Origin of the sequence: Picosynechococcus sp. PCC 8807 (assembly GCF_001693295.1) — a bacterium.
Lineage (GTDB): Bacteria > Cyanobacteriota > Cyanobacteriia > Cyanobacteriales > MRBY01 > MRBY01.
In genome coordinates this window covers 987290-1008333 of record NZ_CP016483.1, presented here as the reverse complement: position 1 = coordinate 1008333, position 21044 = coordinate 987290, and the positions used below count along the sequence as shown (strand labels likewise).

General features: G+C 50.5%; 21 protein-coding genes and 1 tRNA gene. 11 read left to right on the top strand and 11 right to left on the bottom strand.

Annotated features, from left to right (window positions below):
- Nucleotides 1-79: 79 nt before the first annotated feature.
- From AWQ24_RS04890 to AWQ24_RS04880, 3 genes are all read left to right on the top strand, one after another.
- Nucleotides 80-175 carry a photosystem II reaction center protein T gene (locus AWQ24_RS04890; protein ID WP_012306584.1) on the top strand — a complete coding sequence of 32 codons (96 nt, stop codon included), beginning with the start codon at nucleotides 80-82 and terminating at the stop codon, nucleotides 173-175.
- Between the two features lie 182 nt (nucleotides 176-357).
- Complete coding sequence (nrdR, locus tag AWQ24_RS04885; RefSeq protein WP_065717307.1) at nucleotides 358-903, top strand: transcriptional regulator NrdR; 546 nt, start codon at nucleotides 358-360, stop codon at nucleotides 901-903.
- Between the two features lie 433 nt (nucleotides 904-1336).
- Complete coding sequence (locus AWQ24_RS04880; protein WP_012306582.1) at nucleotides 1337-2317, top strand: 30S ribosomal protein S1; 981 nt, start codon at nucleotides 1337-1339, stop codon at nucleotides 2315-2317.
- Between the two features lie 142 nt (nucleotides 2318-2459).
- On the opposite strand, the gene pgeF is transcribed toward AWQ24_RS04880, so the two are convergent.
- Nucleotides 2460-3248: a peptidoglycan editing factor PgeF gene (pgeF, locus tag AWQ24_RS04875; RefSeq protein WP_065716155.1), complete on the bottom strand. Its 789-nt coding sequence runs from the start codon at nucleotides 3246-3248 to the stop codon at nucleotides 2460-2462.
- Between the two features lie 173 nt (nucleotides 3249-3421).
- On the opposite strand from pgeF, the gene pyrH reads away from it, so the two are divergent.
- The 3 genes from pyrH (at nucleotide 3422) to AWQ24_RS04860 (ending at nucleotide 5020) form a co-directional block, all read left to right on the top strand.
- The gene (gene pyrH / locus AWQ24_RS04870) at nucleotides 3422-4144 is read left to right on the top strand and encodes a UMP kinase (protein ID WP_012306580.1); all 723 of its coding nucleotides are present in this window, start codon (nucleotides 3422-3424) and stop codon (nucleotides 4142-4144) included.
- Nucleotides 4131-4679 (top strand): ribosome recycling factor, encoded by a 549-nt coding sequence (gene frr / locus AWQ24_RS04865; RefSeq protein WP_012306579.1) that lies wholly within the window; start codon nucleotides 4131-4133, stop codon nucleotides 4677-4679. Before pyrH ends, frr begins: the two co-directional genes overlap by 14 nt.
- A 65-nt stretch (nucleotides 4680-4744) precedes the next feature.
- Nucleotides 4745-5020 carry a DUF6439 family protein gene (locus AWQ24_RS04860; RefSeq protein ID WP_065716154.1) on the top strand — a complete coding sequence of 92 codons (276 nt, stop codon included), beginning with the start codon at nucleotides 4745-4747 and terminating at the stop codon, nucleotides 5018-5020.
- Here the strand turns inward: AWQ24_RS04860 and AWQ24_RS04855 are convergent.
- Together AWQ24_RS04855 and AWQ24_RS04850 are read right to left on the bottom strand one after the other, a co-directional pair.
- A complete protein-coding gene (locus AWQ24_RS04855) occupies nucleotides 5017-7545 on the bottom strand; it encodes a mannose-1-phosphate guanyltransferase (RefSeq protein WP_065716153.1) in 2529 nt (842 codons plus the stop codon). The two genes, AWQ24_RS04860 and AWQ24_RS04855, sit on opposite strands and share 4 nt — an antisense overlap.
- A gap of 252 nt (nucleotides 7546-7797) precedes the next feature.
- Nucleotides 7798-7874, bottom strand: a tRNA-Met gene (locus tag AWQ24_RS04850).
- Nucleotides 7875-8074: 200 nt separating this feature from the next.
- Here AWQ24_RS04850 and AWQ24_RS16410 point away from each other — a divergent pair.
- The 3 genes from AWQ24_RS16410 (at nucleotide 8075) to ruvX (ending at nucleotide 10644) form a co-directional block, all read left to right on the top strand.
- The gene (locus AWQ24_RS16410; protein ID WP_065716152.1) at nucleotides 8075-8929 is read left to right on the top strand and encodes a hypothetical protein; all 855 of its coding nucleotides are present in this window, start codon (nucleotides 8075-8077) and stop codon (nucleotides 8927-8929) included.
- A gap of 83 nt (nucleotides 8930-9012) precedes the next feature.
- Nucleotides 9013-10200, top strand: coding sequence for a GNAT family N-acetyltransferase (locus AWQ24_RS04840; protein WP_012306575.1), 1188 nt, complete (start codon nucleotides 9013-9015; stop codon nucleotides 10198-10200).
- Nucleotides 10201-10209: 9 nt separating this feature from the next.
- On the top strand, nucleotides 10210-10644 hold the full coding sequence (gene ruvX, locus AWQ24_RS04835; RefSeq protein WP_012306574.1) for a Holliday junction resolvase RuvX: 435 nt from the start codon (nucleotides 10210-10212) through the stop codon (nucleotides 10642-10644).
- Here the strand turns inward: ruvX and AWQ24_RS04830 are convergent.
- The 4 genes from AWQ24_RS04830 to AWQ24_RS04815 all read right to left on the bottom strand — a co-directional run bounded on the left by AWQ24_RS04830 (nucleotide 10641) and on the right by AWQ24_RS04815 (nucleotide 14124).
- Nucleotides 10641-11081, bottom strand: coding sequence for a hypothetical protein (locus tag AWQ24_RS04830; protein WP_012306573.1), 441 nt, complete (start codon nucleotides 11079-11081; stop codon nucleotides 10641-10643). The two genes, ruvX and AWQ24_RS04830, sit on opposite strands and share 4 nt — an antisense overlap.
- Nucleotides 11082-11200: 119 nt before the next feature.
- Nucleotides 11201-12889 carry a GTPase HflX gene (gene hflX / locus AWQ24_RS04825; protein WP_315862327.1) on the bottom strand — a complete coding sequence of 563 codons (1689 nt, stop codon included), beginning with the start codon at nucleotides 12887-12889 and terminating at the stop codon, nucleotides 11201-11203.
- A gap of 57 nt (nucleotides 12890-12946) precedes the next feature.
- Nucleotides 12947-13495: a surface-adhesin E family protein gene (locus AWQ24_RS04820; protein ID WP_065716150.1), complete on the bottom strand. Its 549-nt coding sequence runs from the start codon at nucleotides 13493-13495 to the stop codon at nucleotides 12947-12949.
- Nucleotides 13496-13548: 53 nt separating this feature from the next.
- Nucleotides 13549-14124: a TerD family protein gene (locus AWQ24_RS04815; protein WP_062433111.1), complete on the bottom strand. Its 576-nt coding sequence runs from the start codon at nucleotides 14122-14124 to the stop codon at nucleotides 13549-13551.
- A gap of 19 nt (nucleotides 14125-14143) precedes the next feature.
- On the opposite strand from AWQ24_RS04815, the gene lpxD reads away from it, so the two are divergent.
- Nucleotides 14144-15169, top strand: a complete 1026-nt coding sequence (lpxD, locus tag AWQ24_RS04810) for a UDP-3-O-(3-hydroxymyristoyl)glucosamine N-acyltransferase (protein ID WP_065716149.1) — start codon at nucleotides 14144-14146, stop codon at nucleotides 15167-15169.
- Here lpxD and dusB read toward each other — a convergent pair.
- The 4 genes from dusB to AWQ24_RS04790 all read right to left on the bottom strand — a co-directional run bounded on the left by dusB (nucleotide 15166) and on the right by AWQ24_RS04790 (nucleotide 19895).
- On the bottom strand, nucleotides 15166-16266 hold the full coding sequence (gene dusB, locus AWQ24_RS04805) for a tRNA dihydrouridine synthase DusB (protein ID WP_232318872.1): 1101 nt from the start codon (nucleotides 16264-16266) through the stop codon (nucleotides 15166-15168). The genes lpxD and dusB overlap by 4 nt on opposite strands.
- A complete protein-coding gene (locus AWQ24_RS04800) occupies nucleotides 16250-18004 on the bottom strand; it encodes an EAL domain-containing protein (protein WP_065716148.1) in 1755 nt (584 codons plus the stop codon). The genes dusB and AWQ24_RS04800 overlap by 17 nt, the downstream gene beginning before the upstream one ends.
- Before the next feature lie 33 nt (nucleotides 18005-18037).
- A complete protein-coding gene (locus AWQ24_RS04795) occupies nucleotides 18038-19045 on the bottom strand; it encodes a PhoH family protein (protein WP_012306566.1) in 1008 nt (335 codons plus the stop codon).
- 130 nt (nucleotides 19046-19175) lie between these two features.
- Nucleotides 19176-19895 carry a response regulator transcription factor gene (locus AWQ24_RS04790; RefSeq protein WP_030007285.1) on the bottom strand — a complete coding sequence of 240 codons (720 nt, stop codon included), beginning with the start codon at nucleotides 19893-19895 and terminating at the stop codon, nucleotides 19176-19178.
- A 749-nt stretch (nucleotides 19896-20644) separates the two neighbouring features.
- On the opposite strand from AWQ24_RS04790, the gene AWQ24_RS04785 reads away from it, so the two are divergent.
- Nucleotides 20645-21037, top strand: coding sequence for a hypothetical protein (locus AWQ24_RS04785; protein ID WP_012306564.1), 393 nt, complete (start codon nucleotides 20645-20647; stop codon nucleotides 21035-21037).
- Nucleotides 21038-21044: the final 7 nt, after the last annotated feature.

The window sequence follows — 21044 nt, the reverse complement described above, 5'->3', positions numbered from 1 at the left end:
ATAAAACCCCAACTGAGGATCCGAACAAAAAAATGTTAAAGTGAAGCAAAAGTTCAAAACCCAAGGATTTTTTAAAAACATGGATAGTGTTGCTTACATTATTGTGCTAGCGATGGCGTTATCGGTTCTCTTTTTCGCGATCGCCTTCCGCGAACCCCCCCGTATCGAAAAATAAATTTTGATTTTCTCATACCAACCTTTGAAGATCATCCCTGAACTAAAGCGAAAAGTTTGTCTTTTGGGGCAGATTTTTTCTTGGTTCAGGCTTTCTCCATTTTCCCCCAATCATTAGGATGCACCGATCAACGGCTGCCATATTTCGCTCAGATCGGCCAACTTTTTTCTGTTCCAATCGTTATGCAATGCCCCTATTGTCAACATACTGATAGTCGCGTTTTAGAGTCAAGATCCACTGGCGCTGGACGGAGTATCCGCCGTCGTCGGGAATGCCTCAGTTGCAAACACCGTTTCACCACCTACGAGCGGATCGAATTTGTGCCCATCTCTGTGATCAAGCGCAATGGTCAAAGTGAAGCCTTTGATCGCTCTAAAATTTTGCGGGGTATGGTGCGGGCCTGCGAAAAAACAACCGTTTTACCCTCGACCCTAGAGGCGATCGCCGAAGAAATCGAAGCCCAACTCCAACAGAAACCCAAGCGCAGCATTAGCACAGCCCAAATTGGGGATTTGGTATTGCATCGGCTCCGCCAAGAAAGTGAAGTCGCTTACGTGCGTTTTGCTTCCGTGTACCGTCAGTTCCAAGGAGTCGATGACTTTATCGAAACCCTCAGTCATCTCCAGGACAACGCCGAGCAAGCCAACCTCTGGATTCAAACCCTCAATGAAGACGAAGAATCAGAAGATTTGACTTCTCCCTCAGTCCTAACGCCCTCTGCAAACTAGATTAAACGAGATTTATTTTGTTGATCCCGTTCCCCTGCAGTGACAGCCGAAAAAATAAGCCTGGGAACTTATGGATCTGCGCCATTTTTTGAGATACTATTGATATCCTGTATCTTAATATATTTAACTTTTACATTTTAAGATATGTACCCTGCCATACTGCCTTGATCGTAGTACGGTTTTTCTTGCTGCTGTAAATTACTTATCAAGATGTCATCAAGCATTCAAATTTGAAGACATCCAAGGCTCCCGTAATTTACCCAAAGCTAGTCGAGGCGATGCTTTCCCATCCCTAGACTATTTCTCCCACCAAACATATGTTATGAAAAAGCCATTTTGGGTTGTGCCTTAAATCCCAAAGGTCGGTCGCGTATCGAGGTTGGAGGTCAGCAACAAAAGTTCAGGAGATTAAACACTAGGAATAGAAACACACATGGTCAGTCAGAACACAGCTACAGTAGATATTGGTTTTACCCATGACGATTTTGCCGCTCTCTTAGACAAATACGATTATCACTTCAGCCCTGGAGATATCGTTCCCGGCACCGTATTTAGTATGGAGCCAAGAGGTGCATTGATCGACATCGGCGCGAAAACCGCAGCATATATTCCCATCCAGGAGATGTCCATTAACCGTGTGGATACTCCCGATGAGGTTCTTCAATCTGACGAAACCCGTGAGTTTTTCATTCTCACCGATGAGAACGAAGATGGTCAGCTTACCCTCTCCATCCGCCGCATTGAATACATGAGAGCGTGGGAACGTGTCCGTCAACTCCAAGCAGAAGATGCGACGGTTCGCTCTTTGGTATTTGCCACCAACCGTGGTGGTGCTTTGGTTCGTATTGAAGGGTTGCGCGGCTTTATCCCCGGTTCTCACATCAGCACTCGCCAAGCGAAAGAAGATCTCGTCGGCCAGGAACTGCCCCTCAAATTCCTCGAAGTCGATGAAGACCGCAATCGCCTCGTCCTCAGCCACCGTCGAGCACTGGTTGAGCGGAAGATGAACGGCCTAGAAGTCGGCGAAGTTGTTGTGGGTTCTGTCCGTGGGATCAAGCCCTATGGTGCGTTTATTGATATCGGCGGTGTCAGCGGCCTGCTCCACATTTCTGAAATCTCCCACGACCACATTGATACCCCCCACAGCGTCTTCCAGGTGAACGACGAACTGAAGGTAATGATCATTGATCTCGATGCGGAACGGGGTCGGATCTCCTTGTCGACGAAGCAGCTTGAACCCGAACCGGGCGATATGCTCAAGAACCGTGATCTTGTGTTTGAAAAGGCCGAGGAGATGGCAGAGAAGTACCGCGAAAAGCTCCGGGCTGAAGCGGCTGGTCTGACCGTTGAAGATCAAGTGGACGAGAGTGAAGATCTCGATACTGATGATGAATACATGAGTGCAACAGAGTAGGGTGAAGTGGTTGCGGAAACCAGGTATTTTCCTTTGGGTTCCACAAGCTTTTTCTATAAACTGCACAACTGATTGCAAATTTTAATGATGAAGAGAGGTACTGCAAAGGCCTCTCTTTTTTTATCGAAACTTTCGCCTGGGGTTAGCGGGAGACAATTCCTGACCATTGCACGTTTTTTTGGTTGCTGCGGCGATAGGAAAAGAAATGTTCGGGCTGTTGGTAGGTGCAGTGGGGGGCGATCGCCATTTGCCCAAGATCTAGACCCAACTGCTCAAGCTGTAATTGATTGACGCGACGGACATCAAGGCGCACTTTTTCATGTTCATCATCGGGCAGAATCGGTGAATCCAGGAGATTTTCCAGAGCGAGGAGCATCCCATCGAGATCATCTGCAAGATCCTGCAAGCCTAAACTGACTCCCATCTCGACGGCAACATCGGTGGAGACTTGGTAAACTTCGCCACTGATGGCCGGGCCAAGGGCAACTAGCAAATCTTTTATTTCAGAACCCGCATCGAGAAACTTTTGAATCGCTTCGGGGATAATCCGTTTTGCTGTGCCCCGCCAGCCGGCATGGATGGCCGCCACTTGTCCGGTGCGGCGATCGCCAATCAGTGCAGGCGTACAATCTGCTGTGGCGACAAAAACAGCCTGTTGGGAAGCCGTTGAAACAATCCCATCCGCTGGCGAAAAATGCTCCCCTTCCCAATTAATTTCGTGGGGCGTGAGGACGGTATTCCCATGCACCTGTTTGACACGGTAGGTCGGAATTTCCGGATGGAAAATTTTCACAAGGTTTTCTGGCAGTTCCGGGGCAAAAGCTTGGGTGAAAAAGCCATGGTGCCAAGGCTCTAACAACTCACAGGTTAAATAGGGCCGCCCTTCCCATTCTTGCCAATGCCATTGATCTGCGGCGGTGACTGCGCCCATTGCCGTTGCTCCAGTGATAATTTTTGATTTAGATTCACTTTAATAATCTAAATGGTAATAAAAAATAAAATACTTTTTCAGGGCGCAAAGTTTTCTTGGGTCGGGCCGCAATTTCCGAAAAGCTGCTATTTTAATGGAGGCAAAACGCGAGTTAGATAGGAACGGGACAACCGATGGCGTACCAACGTGTTCTTTTAAAGCTGAGTGGTGAGGCTCTGATGGGGGATCTCGGTTACGGGATTGACCCGCAAATCGTATCAGACATCGCCAAAGAAATTGCGGAAGTTGTCTCCAGCGGTGTGCAAATTGTGATCGTGGTTGGCGGTGGCAATATTTTCCGTGGGGTACAGGCTTCGGCTAAAGGGATGGATCGGGCCACGGCGGATTATATTGGCATGATCGCGACGGTGATGAATGCGATGACCCTCCAGGATGCCCTCGAACAAATCGATATTCCGACCCGAGTCCAAACAGCGATCGCCATGCAGGAGGTCGCAGAACCCTATATCCGGCGACGGGCTATCCGGCATTTAGAAAAAGGCCGGGTAGTAATTTTTGGCGCAGGCTCCGGGAATCCGTTCTTTACCACCGATACCACCGCTGCCCTGAGGGCCGCCGAAATTGACGCCGAAGTGATCTTCAAAGCCACCAAAGTTGATGGGGTTTACGATAGCGATCCAGCGAAAAATCCCGCAGCAAAACGCTATGAAAGCTTGACCTATGCCCACGTTCTCGCCAATGATTTAAGGGTAATGGATGGGACGGCGATCGCCCTTTGCAAAGAAAACGACATCCCGATTATGGTGTTTAATCTATTTGAGAAAGGCAACATTGTCCGTGCCGTTAAAGGTGAACCAGTTGGAACAATCGTGGGAGGTTCCTGTGCAGTTAAGTGAACTTAGAGAAAATATGCAAAAGACCATTGAGGCAACCCAGCGGTCTTTTAATACCCTCCGGACAGGGAGAGCCAGCGCCTCCCTCCTCGACCGGATTACGGTGGAATATTACGGTGCAGAAACTCCCCTAAAATCGTTGGCGAGTATTTCGACACCCGACTCCAGCACTATCATGATCCAACCCTTTGATCGGGGTAGTTTGAGTGATGTGGAGCGGGCCATTTCCATGTCTGATTTGGGTCTGACCCCCAACAATGATGGGACAAATATCCGCTTAAATATTCCGCCGCTGACGAAGGAGCGCCGTCAAGAATTGGTCAAAACGGCTGGAAAATTAGCTGAAGAAGGAAAAGTGGCCCTCCGCAATATTCGTCGTGATGCCATTGATGATGTGCGCAAACAGGAGAAAAATAGCGACATTTCCGAGGATGAATCCCGTAGCTTACAGGACGATATCCAGAAGGTAACGGACGAGTTTACGACAAAAATCGATGACCTGCTCAAGATCAAAGAAAAAGACATTATGACGGTCTAGGGTATCGGGGTTTACCACGGTAAACCCCGACATTTTTATATATTCGCAATCAATGGGTTTTTGTGATGGGTAATGTTTTAACGTCTGATTTAACTCAAATCGATAGCCTTGAATTGGCACAGGCACTGGCGGCAAAGTTGGCGATCGCCCCTAATGATTGGCACAGATTAAAAGGCAACCGTAAAGTCCAAGCCCAACAACATTTATCTGCGGCTCTGGTTTTTTTGTTGAATGACAATCCCGCCGCCGCCCTGCAACATCTAGAACAGGCCCAAGGATGGTTAGACCGGACAATCTCCGCGCCCCCTTGTCCCGACCATGGTCGTAAAACCGCGTCCTAAAATTCTGGCATATCGCCGTTTTGTTCCCGTTCGATGAAACTCTGCACCTTGTGGCGATAATCCCGCAAGGATTCTTCGACCCATTCCCGGCTTTCACTGTTGACGTAAATATGTACTAATGGTTCCCCAGCGTCGGGCAGCACCAGCACCCAGTTATCCGAAACCGGATCAATAATTTTGACGCCATCGATCAACACCAGGCGATCGCTTTCATGGATTTCGACTAAGTGCCGCATTAAAGCTCCCTTCACCCGCCAGGGACAGCGCATCGTGTAAGACTTGTGGAAAACGATTGGTAATTCTGCCCGAATTTGACCCAGCGATCGCTCTTGGATGGTCAACATCTCAATTAATTTGGCGATCGTAAACATCGCATCAAAGCCAGGGTGCAGCTCCGGGAAAATAAAACCCATGTCTCCACTTCCCCCTAACACCACATGGGGATTATTCCGGCAGGCTTCCATAAGAGCCGTGGGGTTGGCTTTGGTGCGGATCACATGACCATCATGGCGGCGGGCAATTTGTTCTACGGCACTTGACGCATAGATGGGCACCACGACGGAACTGCGTGGACTGGCCGTGAAGAGAATGCTCGTCAGCAAAGCCGTGAGGCGTTCCCCATAGATAGATAGTCCCGATTCATCGACGAGGGTGAGTTGTTCCCCGTTGGCGGCAACCTGTACTCCCATGCTGGCGCGTAGGGCTTCTACCACATGGCCCAACTGCAACAGTAGGGATTCTTTCTCTTGGCCCACGGGGGAATTTTGCTTGAGGCTAGCGTTTAGGACAACGGCATCACAGCTAAATTTATTCAAAATAGTCGGTAAAACAGCACCAGACACAGCATAGGCGTAGTCAATGACCACCTTCGAGCCACTATTCATCAAGGCACCAATATTGAGGTGATCTTCAAAGCGCTGACTATATTGCTCAATAATTTGCGCCGGACAGGACATTTCGCCAATTTCGGCGATCGCCACCCGTCTTAAATCCTCTTTAAAATAAACCCCCTCGATTTTCTTTTCCTTCGCCTTAGAAATATTGATTCCTTGGCTGTCGAGAAATTCAATTAGCAGATGATCCGACCGTTCCGGATGGAGACGCACATGAATTCCCCCTTCCACATCTAGAATATTCGCCATGGTCCGGGCGATGGGAATTGCTGTGGCCTGGAGATTTTGCACGCCAATCCCCGCCGACATTAACCCCGCAATCAAGGAACGACTCACCATCCGCGAGACACTGCGCTGATCCCGCGACACTAGCACCATCGAGCCAATTTTTAAGGTCGAACCGTAGGCCGCCCCCAGTTTGACGGCAAATTCGGGGGTGATATCAATATTGGCGAGGCCAGAAACCCCGCGCTGACCAAACAGATTCCGCTGGGCCGTGCTGCCCCAGATGAGGTTGATATTCACAATCGCCCCCGCCTCAATCCGCTTATTGGGCCAGATCCGCACGCCGGTACCAATGTGGGCTTCTTCTTCCACGGTGGATAATGCCCCCACCACGGCCCCTTCTAAAATATGGGCACGGCGATCGACCCGGCTTCCCCGCACCACCGTACAGGCCCGCAACTGCACTTCATCGCCCAAGACCACGCCGTTCCAGAGAATAGGACGTTTGAGGTCAGAATCAGCACCGACGGTCACGTTATCGCCAATGACCGTACCGGGTTCAATGTGAACTCTAGCCCCAACGCGGCAGTTATCACCAATCATCGCTGGGGGGGAGATCGTCGCACTGTCGTCAATAAAGGTATTGTGGCCAATCCAAATCCCAGGCGATCGCTCTTCATAGGAATATTCCACATGGACTTTCCGGGCGAGGGCATCGTACTGGGCTTTACGGTAGGCATCAAGGTGTCCGACATCACACCAGTAGCCATCGGCAATGTAGCCATACATCGGTTCTCCCCGGTCGAGGAGTAGGGGAAAGAGATCCTTCGAGAAGTCGCATTCTTCGTTTTCCGGGAGATATTTCAGCACTTCTGGTTCGAGGATATAAGTGCCTGTGTTGACGGTATCGGAAAAAATTTCACTGGTGGAGGGTTTTTCGAGGAAGCGACTAATTTGTCCGTTTTCTTCGGTAATGACGACACCAAACTCAACGGGATTGGGAACACGGGTAAGAACCAGGGTGGCCTTGGAACCTTTTTCACGGTGGAAGGCGATCGCCGCCGCGAGATCAAAATCCGTAATGCTATCCCCACTAATCACCACAAAGGTTTCGGTGAGCAGTTCTTCGACATTTTTGACGCAGCCCGCCGTCCCTAAAGGTTGCTCTTCTTCCACGGCATAATGCATTTTGACACCAAACTCATGGCCATCCTGAAAATAGTCCCGCATGATGTCCGGCACATAGTGGAGCGTGGCAATCACTTCGGTAATGCGGTGGCGTTTGAGTAGATTAATAATATGCTCGGCAATGGGGCGATTGAGCACTGGCACCATCGGCTTCGGTAAATCACAAGTCAGGGGACGCAACCTTGTCCCAGCACCACCTGCCATTAAAACTGCACGCATAAAAAATCTCCGCTGTACCGCAATATCAAAATACGCGGCGGACTCAGCCAAAAAATTCCCTGGGCGATGTCGCGATCAAAGAAGTTCTCTGGTTGTCCCGCTGCCTCTCTTACTTTGGCATTGTATTGTGGAGTTCTCGGTTTGACGGCAATGGTTCGCTAACAAGAGACAATCTTTAAAATTAGAATGCTCAATACTGCCTAAAATAACAAAACCCCACCTGGAGGTGAGGCATTGCTTTCTGATTCGATTTGGTGGCGGGAGGCGGATTTGAACCACCGACCTTCGGGTTATGAGCCCGACGAGCTACCAGACTGCTCTATCCCGCGGCGCTTTTACTAGCATAAACCCCCTAAAGAAAAATGGCAACCCCCCAGGAAAGATTCTTGGGGATTTGAAGAAATCTTCGCCAGTTAAACAAGCAAGAACCAGCTTTTGGCAAAACAATCAACGGGGGAAGGCGATCGCCTAAAATGAGAACGCAGATTTTCTGCTGCTGTGTGATGTTTTGTAATTTTTGGCGTAACCCATGAGCCAAGCTGATCCCCAAGCTTCCCTGAGCCGTCTCAAACAAACCCTAGCCCAACTGCAACAAGTGGTCGCCGATCTGGAAACAGGAACCAGCCAGATTCCAACGGCGGCCCTCGATACCCTGAGCACCGATACAGAAAATTTGATTCGGCAACTACAGCAGCAACCGGAAGCGGCGATTAATCCTGTGGTAGAAGTCCCTGCGAATACTCCTGGGGTTGAAGTACCGACCGCCCCAGTGCCCAAGGTCAAACCCCGGCGTGTTGAACCCGTACCTCGTCGGCCCCGACGGCAACCCTGGTGGCAGCAACAAAAACTTTGGCTGGGTGCGGCAACGGCGGCGATCGCCTTTATTTTTCTCTGGAAATTCACGACCCAAACGCCCCAACTCAGCGAAGATATTGCCCAAACACCCCCCACTGAACCCACCGAGGAAGTAGCCCCAGAGACCCCCCAACCGGAAACGCCAACCCCAGCGCCCAAAATTTCAGAGCCAGCCCCAGCCGCCAGCGCAGAACCCCCCAAACCCCTGACCCCGGAACAGCGCTTGATCGCGGCAATCCAGGCCCAATTAGATGAAGTTACCCAACCCTATGGGGACAATATTGTGCGCACGATCCAGGCGGATTTTGACACCAATACCCTGCGGATTACGGTAGGTGATGCTTGGTATCTCTTGCGAGAGGGGTTGCAAGATCGCCTCGGCATGGAGGTTTTAGACCTAGCCCAGTTGCTTGATTTTAAAAAGATGGTTGTGGAAGATTTAGCAGGAAACTTCGTGGCGCGGAATCCGGTCGTGGGCGATCGCCTTGTGATTGTGCGGCGCTATCAAGATTTCCAGGGGGAAAGCTGAAGCTAGGTCTGAGTCGGTGCATTCAGCCCATAAACCCGTTAAGATAGGGGCAACAGCGGACTGAATTGGGGACAATACTGACCATGACAGCGGGAATGAGCAAACAAGGCAAAGTATCCATCCGGCCAGTACAGTATCGAGATCTCACGGCGATCGCCAATTTTGCCAGCGAAGCGGATCTAGATGGGCCTTCTCCCCTCGATATGCCCCTTGAGGATCACCTCGAAAATACCAAGAATTTCTATGGCCTCGTTAAGTTACTGAGTTTTTTCCCAAATCCTAATCAGTACAGTTTCCATGGTTATGTGATTGAAGTCGATGGCCAGCTTGTGGGCTTTGTGAAGATTTCTCCCTTCAACTCCTCCCAAAGTACCTGGCGCGTTGAACAGGTAATCATTGATCCCCATTTTCCCAAATTGCAATACCACGGCTCCGCCAGAGACCCCGGTTCAGCCCTGCTCCGTTATTGCTTTGACCATGTCGTGGAAGCCCGCAACTGGGTCCTAGAGGTGAATGTTAACGCCCAACAGACCCTCAGCCTCTACCGTCAAAATGGTTTCCAGCCCCTCGCGAAACTCACCTACTGGGCGATCGCCCCGGAAATTCTCAGTGAATTGGCCCTCCAGGAACCCGCCCTACCCAATTTGATGCCCGTGGGCAATGCTGATGCCCGCTTGCTCTACCAACTCGATACCGCCTCGATGCCGCCAATGCTCAGGCAGGTCTTTGATCGCCACGTTCAAGACTTTAAGAGTGCGCCCCTCAGCAATTTAATCTGCCGCGTTAAAAATTGGACGCAGCACGTGGATGTGGTCGAAGGATACGTTTTCGAGCCCCAACGGAAAGCCGCCATCGGTTATTTCGCCGTGCAATTAGCCCACCAAGACCACAAACCCCACCATGGCCGCCTCACGGTACACCCGGCCTACACCTGGCTCTATCCGGAATTGATGATCAAAATGGCCCAGATCGCCCAGATCCGACCAGAACAACCGCTTTTGACCACCTCTACGGATTACCAGCCGGAACGGGAAGAATTTTTTGAAACGGTGGGCGCAACCCCCAGGGAGCATACACTCCTCATGTCTCGCTCGGTATGGCACAAAGTGCGGGAATCCCAGCCCCTCGAAGCGTTGCAATTATCAGGGGTACTCCAGGGTTTGCAGCCGATGCGATCGCCAATCCCCAGCCGTATCCATTGGTTTAAAAATCATCCCAGCCTCAAATTGCCAAAGGAATCACCGCAACGGGATTTCTTCCCGGAAAATTAGGCACGGCAGATGAAACCAGTGGCAGCATTGGGCCTTGATATTGGCCGTAAACGTATTGGGGTGGCTGGGTGCGATGGTCTGGGGCTGTTGGCAACGGCTTTAACCACCATTCAACGCACCACCCTAGAGGCAGATTTAGCGGCGATCGCCCATTGGATCGAACAGCGCCATATTCAAGTTTTGGTGGTGGGTCTGCCCTATGCCATGGACGGCAGCCTAGGGAAACAGGCGAAACAAACTCAAAAATTTGCCCGTAAATTGGCAGAAGCCTTTGGACTCCCCATCGAGTATGTGGACGAACGCTTAACCTCCGTTGAAGCCGAAAACCAACTCAAAGCCGAAAAGCAATATGACCGCCAACAAAAGGGCCTCGTCGATCAGCGGGCAGCCCAAATTATTTTGCAACAGTGGCTAGAAACGAGACAGTGTGCCTCGAAACCTTAGGTGACAGCATCAGAATTCCCTGAAGCGAACAATTCAAAGGCTTTTTGGGAAAATCGTTGGAGGCGATCGCAGACATCTTTAGCGGGTTGATAGTCGCCGACCAGTTGCCACTGGGCAATGGTTGAGAGCCGCCAAGCTTCCCCCTGGTGATTAAAACCCGCCGTTTCAATGCCGATAAAGGTTTGCACTTGATCCAGGGGGTCTGTAAAAAAGCGAATTTGCACCAGCATACTCCGACTTTGGAAACGGGGACTCCAGCCCGGCAGGTGAAAGCCAATGTCAATGGAATCTGGGTCCATCCATTCACGGGTTTCGGGGTCATTGCGCCAGGGTTTGAGGTCGGCCCTTGCATCGGGGAATTCGGCCCGGAATAAATTCACCACCGAGGCAATTTTCGTCGCCAGCTCAACGCCTAAGGCCCGTTCTGATGCATTCACGTTTAACCTCCTCGGAATCTAGTAGACATATCTCAAGCTTAACGAGTTGTGTTCTACGCTAAGGGAGAAATTCGCAGTTTTTTGACAATTGGTTTACAATCTCGCGAAAATTTGTCTCTTTATAGTTGTTTTAGCATCTGGGCAAGCCGTTGTCGGAGGGTTTCAAAACCGAGGCGATCACTGGCAGAAATATAAACCGCGTTCGGATGGCGTAACTTCGCCTCCTGGAGTGCTTCACTAGAAACTTGATCCAGCTTATTAAAAACCAATAGGGCTTGGGCTGGCATAATCGGCATTTCCCCTAGAATTTTTTCGACGGATTCTAACTGATGCTGCCACGCAGGATGGGACAGATCCACCACATGGATCAACGCGTCGGCTTCGGTGACTTCTTCGAGGGTCGCCCGAAACGCATCCACCAGGGCCGGGGGTAACTCATGGATAAAACCAACGGTATCCGTTAGTAGAATCGTCTGGGTTTGAAAGGCTTCATCGGTGAGGGTCAAGCGCCGAGTTGTGGGATCGAGGGTCGCAAACAGTTGATCCGCCGCATACACTTCAGCATTGGTGAGGGCATTAATCAAGGTCGATTTGCCCGCATTGGTATAACCGACGATCGCAAAGGTGGGCACATCCTGCCGTTGCCGTTGACTGCGCATCCGCGAACGGTGGGCTTGCAGTTGATCCACTTCCTTTTGCAAGCGGCTGAGGCGACTTTGGATTGTGCGCCGCTCCGTTTCTAATTTCGTTTCTCCAGGGCCACGGGTGCCGATCCCCCCCCCCAAACGGGACATGGCTTGACCCCGACCCACCAAGCGTGGCAAGAGATACTCCAATTGCGCCAGTTCCACCTGGAGTTTCCCGGCGCGAGACTGGGCCCGCTGGGCAAAGATATCAAGAATCACTTCCGTGCGATCGCAAACCTTCACCCCCAGTTGTCGTTCCAGGTTGCGCCCCTGGGCAGGGGACAGATCCCGGTCAAAGACCACAAGATTCGCGCCGAGGGTTTGTACCTGGAGGGCAATTTCTTCGACTTTCCCGGTACCAACCACGGTTTGGGGATGGGGTGTACTGCGTTTTTGCTCCAGGGTGAGCAGCACTTCCCCCCCGGCGGTATCCACCAAGCGGGCCAGTTCCGTCAGTCGATCCTGGAAAGGGCGATCGCCAATATCTGATGTTTGTAAGCCGACGAGAATCACCCGGTCATGGCTTTGATCGACCTGTTGGGCCGTAAATTCCCGGCGAAATTCTGCTTCTAGTCCTTCGACCAGATCCAGAAAATCCTGTTGGGAAACCTCTTCTAGGGCTTGGGACTCAGAAACAAGCCAATAGGCATGGCTGGGGTGGGTCTGGGGGAGGAGGTGGGCTACATAGGCATTTTTCACGTAGCCAGCGGCCCCCCGGCCCCGCTTCGTCGTCCCCGTTCCTGTCAAGGTAAAGCTCACGAGGGCGTCTAACCGCTGTAGTACCATCGCCATTAAACTCGATTCCTTGGGCGGTTCATCCTTCGGGCTGGCGGTCAAGCAGCGGATACCCGATAAACGTTCGGCACCATAACGGGGCAATTCTAGGGGGGGAATTTGGGTTTGTCGGGGTGAACCAACCCCCACCCGGATCACCTTGCCCCGGCGATTGAGATAGACACAAACCGCTTGGTTTAGCTCTGTGCTGAGGGCCGCGATCCGTTGGGCTAATTCTGGAGTCGTGAGGCGATCGCCAGGCACAGCCTGTTGATACAGTCGTTGCAACTGCTTGAGTTGACTACTTTTAAGACCTTTGAGATTACCGTGAATAGTATCGATGGGCAGCTTCCTAGAACGAAATGAATGCTAAATAATCATTAGAATATCGTGTCGAAATGTTTTCTATTCGTCAAGGCGAGGGGCCGCCGCCGTATCGGTGCGACCATTGCCGCAAACAAAGTCTAGGAGGCTAGCCCCTGTCGAACCGGGGGAGACCGTATTCACTTCCCCTTGATCGCCGTAGTTTTTGTAAAAATCAGTGTTTTCGCCGTTGAGGATAAACACCGAAATTTCCCGTAGACGGGTGACCCGCCGGGAGCAGTCCCCGGAATAATAGGCCCGGGCATGGTAGCGCAATTCCTTCGAGGTGCTATCTCGGTTGACCGCTTCTACTTCCCACCAAGCAAACGGCCCCTGCCGTCTGATGGTTGTGGGGTTGACGTACAGCTCTTTTTCCATGTACTGGCCATAGTCTTCGTCGTAGCTGCGACTGGCTACCACTTGTACCAGTTCTGCCTGGGCGACTAGGGGAATCGCTAAAATCCCCGTGGCGATCGCCAACGTGCGCCAAAATTTTGAAAAATTACCCATTGCCCGTCCTCCGCAAGGCATCAGCATCAAAGATTGGGGAAGGGTTTTGAGGCGATGTTTTAAAAAATATGCGATCGCCATCTATTCTACTAGCTGGGAACTTCCCCGAATTCCTCAACCAGCAAGCCAAAACACTATTGATAGCGGTCGAGCAGCGTTTGTAGGCCCCCTTGGTAACCATCACCCACTGCATTGAGGCGCCATTCGCCCCCTTCGTTAACGACCTCTGCCATAATCAGGGCCGTCTCACTGGAGAAATGTTCCTGGAGAGAATAGCGCAATACCTCTGCTTTCGTTTCCACGTTCACCAAGCGCACATAGGCATTTTGCACCTGGCCAAAGTTCTGCCGCCGCGCTTCCCCGTCATAGATCGAAATCGCGACCACAATTGTGGCGACATTTTCCGGCACTTTCCGAAAATCAATGATCATCACTTCATCGTCACCTTCACCAGCCCCCGTGCGATTGTCCCCCATTAATTTGACGGCTTGTTCAGGATCGGGACTCGTCAAGTTATTGTAAAAAATAAAATGCTGGTCTGAAATGAGCTTGCCATTATTCCCCAGCATAAAAATAGAAGCATCAAGGTCAAAGTCTGCCCCTGTGCCCTGTTGCTTTATATCCCAACCTAAACCAATAAAAGCGGCGGTGAGGCTTGGTGCAGCTTTCTTGAGGGAAATGCCTTGGCCCTTGTTTAGATTAATCGTCATTTTCTATAGCTAAAATTCGATGAACGTTTCTGAATTAATTCAAGTTTTAAAGTCTGATCTCATTATCGATCATTCCCTCGGAAGTGACCCGGAGATTACGGGGGTCGCCGCCATTGATGCCGCAAAATCCCAGGAAATCAGCTACATCGAAGGGGGGAAATTTGCCGCAAGGGTCGATACAACGGCAGCTTCGGCGTTAATCTTGCCAGCGGATGAAGATTTGCAACAACGGGCGACGGCTCGCGGTTTGGCTTGGCTTAGTACCAAGGAACCGCGTTTGTTATTCGCAGCGGCGATCAAGGTCTTTTATCAACCGTTTCGTCCGGCACCGGGGATTCATCCCACCGCTGTTATTGATCCGTCGGTGCAGTTGGGCGAGGCTGTTTCAGTGGGTGCCCATGTGGTGCTTTATCCGGGGGTGAAAATTGGCGATCGCACTTGCATTATGGCCAATGCGGTGATTTATCCCGATGTGGAAATTGGCGCGGATACCTTACTCCATGCCAATTGCACGATCCACGAGCGGGTCAAGATTGGTAATCATTGTGTAATCCACAGCGGCGCGGTAATCGGGGCAGAAGGATTCGGCTTTGTGCCCACGGCCCAGGGTTGGTTCAAGATGGAACAGTCGGGAATTGTTGTCCTCGAAGATGGCGTTGAAATTGGCTGTAACAGTGCGGTGGATCGGCCCGCCGTCGGAGAAACGCGCATTAAAACCCAAACCAAACTGGATAATCTCGTCCATGTGGCCCATGGGGGAACCATCGGCTCGAACTGTGCCCTCGCCGCCCAGGTGGGTTTAGCAGGGGGCGTCACCGTCGGGAATAATGTGCTCCTTGGGGGTCAGGTGGGCGTCGCGAACCAGGCAGTGATCGGTGATGGGGCGATCGCCACGGCCCAAACCGGGATTAATAATCGCGTTGCCCCAGGGGAAATTGTCTCTGGTAGTCCAGCAGTACCCAATGCGGTTTACCGGAAAGTTTCGGCCATCTACAAGCGTTTACCGGAAATGTACGAGGTGTTTCGTAAACTCAAAAAGGGTTAAATCACCGCCAGTTGGGGTGTTTTGACGGCGGGAATGCTGGCTTGGTTTTGTACCTGCTCAATGGCTTCATCGAGGAGGGCCTGACCTTCGGCGACGGTGTTGATTTTATTAAGGCGATCGCGAAAATCTGCGGCTCCGGGAAAATCGCGACAATACCAGGTCAAATGTTTGCGGGATTGGTAAATGCCCTTTTGTCCTTTGTAGGCCCAGAGCCCGTCCAAATGTTCCTTGGCGCACTGGAGTAACTCCACCACGGTTGGTTGGGGCCGCCGCTGTCCCGTTTTGAGGAAATGATCAATTTCGCCGACTAAAAACGGATAACCGAGGGTGCCCCGGGAACACATCACCCCATCAGCTCCTGTTGCTTCCAGGCAGGCGATCGCCGCATCCACGGAAAAAATATCGCCGTTGGCAATCACCGGAATCGAGAGGGCTTCTTTGACTTTTTTAATCCACTGCCACTGGGCTTTCCCGGTGTAACCCTGGGCCCGGGTGCGACCGTGCACCGTCAGCATTTGCGCTCCGGCATCTTCTAACCGGCGGGCAAAGTCAACAATCACGATTTCGGCATCCGCCCAACCAATGCGGGTTTTAACGGTCACAGGCACATCGACGGCTTCCACCACTGCTTTAACGATCGCCACCGCCACCTCTGGTTGCCGCAGGAGAGAACTACCGCCTCCCTTGCGGGTAATTTTATTCACCGGACAACCCATGTTGATGTCGATGGTTTGGGCGCCCTCGGCCACGGCTTTTTTTGCTGCTTCCCCCATAAAATCAGGGCGACAGTCAAACAGTTGAATGCTGATCGGCTGCTCCCCCGGGTCAATCTCCATGAGCCTCGGTAAGGTCTGGAGGTGGTGAACTTCCTGGGCGCGCACCATTTCGGTGTACATCATTGAACTGGGGGCGTAGCGACGTACCAGGCGACGAAATACTAGATCCGTGACCCCCGATAGGGGCGCTTGGAGGACACGGCTCTGGAGGGCAACGTTACCAATTTTTAAGGGGCTATCTGGCAGGGAGATTGGCGGCGATCGCCTTGGGTCAGAATTCACTGAATTTACTGGGGCCGTGGTGTTAGGGGTCAGGGGCATCAAAGATTACCGAATCATGGGGAAATATTGTCTTGGACAAGAGTAGCTGTTCTAGTTCTGGGACGCTCATCGGATAGCCCAACAAAAAACCCTGGGCGCGATCGCAGTTGAGTTGCTGCAAACACTCTAATTCTGTCTCGTTTTCAACCCCCTCCGCAATCACTAAGCGTTTCTGTTGGTGGGCCGTGTTAATTAGCGATCGCACTACTGTCTGTTGTGCCGATTTTTGGTGGATGTTGCGGATTAAGCTGGGGTCTAGTTTGAGGAAATCAAAGGGAAATTTTTTGAGGTAAGTCAAAGAGCTATAACCCAGACCAAAATCATCCAGAACAATTTTGACACCGAGGGTTTTAATCGCCTTGAGGCGGCGAATGGTTAACGGGGCATTGTCTAAGAGGGTTGACTCCGTGAGTTCTAACACGAGGTTTGCTGGGTTTAAGCTATTTTCAATCAGTAAGTGGCTGAGATCTTGGTGGAAGTGGGGTTGATTAAATTGAGTCGCCGAGAGGTTGACCGCCATTTGGAACGTTTGATGGTCTTGGTTTGCCCAGCGGCGGAGCTGACGACAGGCTTGGGTCAGCACAAATTGATCGAGAAGTTCGAGTAAACCGATGGGTTTGGCGATCGCCAAAATTTCCTCAGTCAGAATAGAACCCCTCAGGGGATGTTCCCACCGCAGCAGGGCCTCCGCCCCCACCATCTCTTTTCCTGGCAGTTGGCATTGGGGCTGATAATGAACCGTTAACTGATGCTGGTGATAGGCATCCCGCAGATCATCGGCTAGATCAAGGCCCTTGGGGTAACTTTGCGGCGTCATTGCGTTGGCAAATTGATAGCGCGGCTCCCCTAAATTTTGGGCCTGGCGCTGGGCGGCCTGGGCCTGGGCGACTAAATCCCTGAGATTGTCGGCATCCTGGGGATACTCAGCAATCCCTAGGCTCACGGACAGGAAAAACTCCTCGGTGGCAGTGGTTAAAAATTGCTCGAAAGCAGCAAGGATTTCCTGGGCGATCGCCCCGGTATCGGCCTGGACATAGGCGCGATTTAAAACGAGGCAAAATTCCCCAGCCGCCAAACAAATGACTCTTCCTCGCCCTTGGAGCCCTTGATTTAGACGATTGATGATCGCCTGGTTGAGCGTGTCAATTTCCTGGGGTTCGAGGTCAGCACAGATCTGGGCAAACCGTTCAAAGCCAACGACAAATAGCGGTAAAAATGCAGCATCATCCTGCTGGAGGGTCAGGGCGATCGCCTCGAAGGTTTCCTGGAGACTAAAGCGATCGCCGCAATCATTTCTCAGTGCTGGGGGCGTTGTCTGGGGCGCTGCCTTTGGCGATGCATCTGGGGGGCTATAGTGCTGTTGCAAAGAAGATAACTTACTCAACCGGATGGCGATCGCCGACAATAATTCTTCTTTTGTAAATGGTTTTGTTAAATAATCATCCGCCCCCAAACGCATTCCCTGGCGAATGTCCTGTTTTTCCGCCCGGGCCGTTAAAAATACAAAGGGAATCATCGCTGTTGCCGCTTCGGCCTGGAGTTTTTGCAAGACCCCATAACCATCTATTCCCGGCATCATCACATCACAAACAATCAAATCCGGTTGGTGCGCCAGGGCTAACTGTACACCCTGATGTCCCCCGGCGGCTTCTAGGACTGCATATTGCTGCTGCGTTAGGATTTTACGGATTAGCTTCCGCACAATATCATCATCTTCAATGACTAGAATTGTCGTCATAACAAAATAGGTGATTAGGGTATGGCCCCCTTGCTACCCTCCTTTCGTTTGTCCCAAAGGCCGCCGTTTTTGGCTGGTCGTACCATGGCTCTCAAATCGATCATAGGCGCTAACGATTCTCTGGACGAGGGGGTGACGCACAACATCAGCATCCGTCAGATAACAAAAGCCAATCCCTTCTACAGACTGGAGAATCTTACTCGCCATAATCAATCCCGAAGACTGATGACTCGGCAAATCCGTTTGGGTGATGTCCCCGGTGATCACCATCTTAGAACCGAAACCCAACCGTGTCAGCACCATTTTGAGCTGGGCTGGGGTCGTATTTTGGGCCTCATCGACGATCACAAAGGAATTGCTGAGGGTGCGTCCCCGCATATAGGCTAATGGTGCGATTTCAATGCGCCCTTTTTCCATTAGTTCCGGCAGTTTCAGCGGATCGATAAATTGGTAGAGGGCGTCGTATAGAGGACGTAGGAAAGGATCAACTTTTTGTTGCAAGTCCCCCGGCAAAAAGCCTAGTTTTTCTCCAGCTTCCACCGCTGGCCGGGTTAAAATCAAACGCTCAACCTCATCCCGGAGCAGGGCTTGGACGGCTAGGACTGAAGCGAGAAAGGTTTTCCCAGTACCCGCCGGCCCAATGCCAAAGGTGATGTCATGTTTTTGAATGAGTTGGATGTATTGGCGCTGTCGAAATGTTTTGGCCCGGATATATTCGCCACGCCTGGTTTTTCCTAGGGTCTGCTTTTGGAGGTCTTGGTATTCTTCGACTTGATGGGTATCGATGGCATGGAAGGCCGTCAGGAGATCTGGTTGGGAGATGTGTTGGGCTGTTTCCCAAAAAGGTTGCAGAAAATAGAGCGCTTTAATGCAACGATTAACGGCCTTTTCGCGACCTCGCACCAGTAGCTCTTGTCCCCGTAAGACCACAGTTGTGCCGGTGTGCTGGGATAGAAATTTGAGGTTTTCTTCCTTGACGCCAGAGAGGGCGATCGCACTTTCTAGGCTGGGGAGTTGAATGGTTTGCGAGGTTTCACTCATGGGCAAAGCAAAAAAATAGATCAGCCTTAATTATAGGCAGCAGAGGGAAGAGAAAAGACCAAGATAGGGTTTCGGACCCTCACTTTTGGGTGTCTTTTCCTGTCAGATGACGCTACAGACTGGGAACTGATCAGCGGGTTTCGCTAAAGGAGTTTAATGTTGTTTCAAACATATAGCCCACACCCCGCACGGTTTTGATCGGGTTTTCTTGCTGCATGAGGTTGTCAAGTTTGCGACGAATTTGTCCGATATGGACATCCACTACCCGTTGATCGCCTAGGTAATCGTAGCCCCACACTGCTTGAATCAGTTCTGAGCGCCGCCAAACTTTGTTCGCATTTTTCGCGAGGAAGTGGAGCAGGTTGAATTCTAGGGCCGTCAGGTTGACGGGTTCTCCCTTGACAGCGACCACATGGCGCATCGGGTCAATGTTTAAATCAGCAAAATCGAGGCTTTGGTCTTGGGCTGGGGGAGCAACGGGCGATCGCTGACGGCGGAGGATCGCATGGACACGATGTTCCAGTTCAATAATGTCAAAGGGTTTAGTCAGGTAATCATCTGCCCCTTGGGTAAAACCTCGTACTTTATCGGTCGCATCGGTGCGACTGGTCAGGATCAACACGTAAGTATCCTTAGACTCCTGCATTTGCTCGCAGAGGGCATAGCCGAGGGTATCTGGCAGATTAATGTCGAGGATTACCAGGTCAGGACTAAAGGATTGAAATGTTTCTTTAGCGGATTGTCCATCCGTTGCTGCTGCCACTGCATAGCCTTTCTGCCCGAGAAATCGAACAATTAGTGTGCGAATTGCTGGATCATCATCAACAACTAAAATTTTGGCACCGGCCATAGACTCTTCAAGATACTTTCGGCGAATAGTAAATCAAGGCTTCAAACTAAAGCTTGTTTGATTAGTGTGCGATCATATTCCTCCCTAACACATTATTTTAGTGTAATTCTGCGAAAAGTCTATGGCGATCGCCCTGAGCCGCCCCAGAGTTTTTTTTTAAATTCAATTTGACCAGTGGGCAAGCCCTAAAAACGGCCTGAAGGGAGCCAGAACATAAAAAGCAACTTTTGCTGCTTCCCCAATCCCCACGATGGCTTTCCGAAGTAGAAAATTTTTCCTTCTTCTTTTCTTGATAATTTTAGACAACCTTTGCCTGTTAAATTAATTGTGTTAGAAAAAAGATGCATCACCAAGCTTTCAAAATTGAGACTTCAATTTATCCCAAGAAGTTAGAGGTGGACTAGATTCAGACTACTAAACGAAGGTCGTCAATACCCCTTTTGCCTATGCAATACTTGTTTACTATTTTTGAGTATTGAAACATATCTTGAATTTTTATTTAAGCTACGTAGTCATGTTTTCTCAAATATTGTTATCATTTAGGGGGAGAGCATCAATATTTCAATCACTCAACCTCGAATTTTTCTCATCGTAAACATAAATAATTCATAACCAAAAGCATTGAGTACAACATTAAGCACTAACAAACCCAAGAGATGTGCTTTCAGCAAAAGTTCTTTTACAAAAAATTTTACTCAAACTGATCGCTCCAATATTGATCAATTAAGTCAAGGGATGGAGAAAGCAAAATGAATAAACTGTTTACAGCAGCCCTTAGTGGTCTATCATTTATCGTTGTTCAACAGGCAAAAAGTGAACCTGTATTTATTGATTTTGATTACCAGTATCGGTATGGTTATGAATATAATTACGACTATGATGACTATACCTATTACTACCACGCCAATGTCTACACCTATAGCGATGATTCGGTTGTATTCCCAGTCAAAGTACTCGTTAATGCTGCATGTCAACAACCACAATACCCCATTGTATTAGGCTCTGAAGCAGATATAAGCAACGGTACAGATGTCTTGATCGAAGAATCTAATGTCATTATTGATAATGATTTCAGTACAAATTGCTCTGCTTTTACAGAAAAAAATGTCCTGCTACTCTGGGAAGAAAACGAGATAAAATAGGCGTCCC